Consider the following 351-nt stretch of genomic DNA (forward strand, 5'->3'; position numbering starts at 1 on the left):
CGACCTCGCGGAGTCCCTCAACAACCACTCCGTCCACCAGTCCAACCTCGGTGACCGGAACGCAGCCCTCGCCACCATCACCGAAGCCGTCACCCATTACCGCACGCTCGCCGACACCGACCCCCGCGCCCACCTCCCCGACCTCGCCCGATACCTCAACAACCTCGCCAACAACCAGTCCGGCCGCGGGGAGTGGGAAGCCGCCCTGGCCTCCTCCACCGAAGCCATCGGCATCCGTCGACGCCTCGCCGACGCCGCCCCCACCACCCACCTCCCCGACCTCGCGGAGGCCCTCGACAACCTCTCCGGCCGGCAGGCCGAGCACGGCGACCGGGCAGCCGCCCTGACCTC

The 351-nt window shown here is 71.8% G+C and carries 1 pseudogene; it reads left to right on the plus strand.

The features are described from left to right. Positions 1-351, plus strand: a pseudogene (locus tag PUR61_RS44900) (ATP-binding protein); the annotation flags it as partial.

Origin of the sequence: Streptomyces sp. BE20, from assembly GCF_036322525.1 — a bacterium.
GTDB lineage: Bacteria > Actinomycetota > Actinomycetes > Streptomycetales > Streptomycetaceae > Kitasatospora.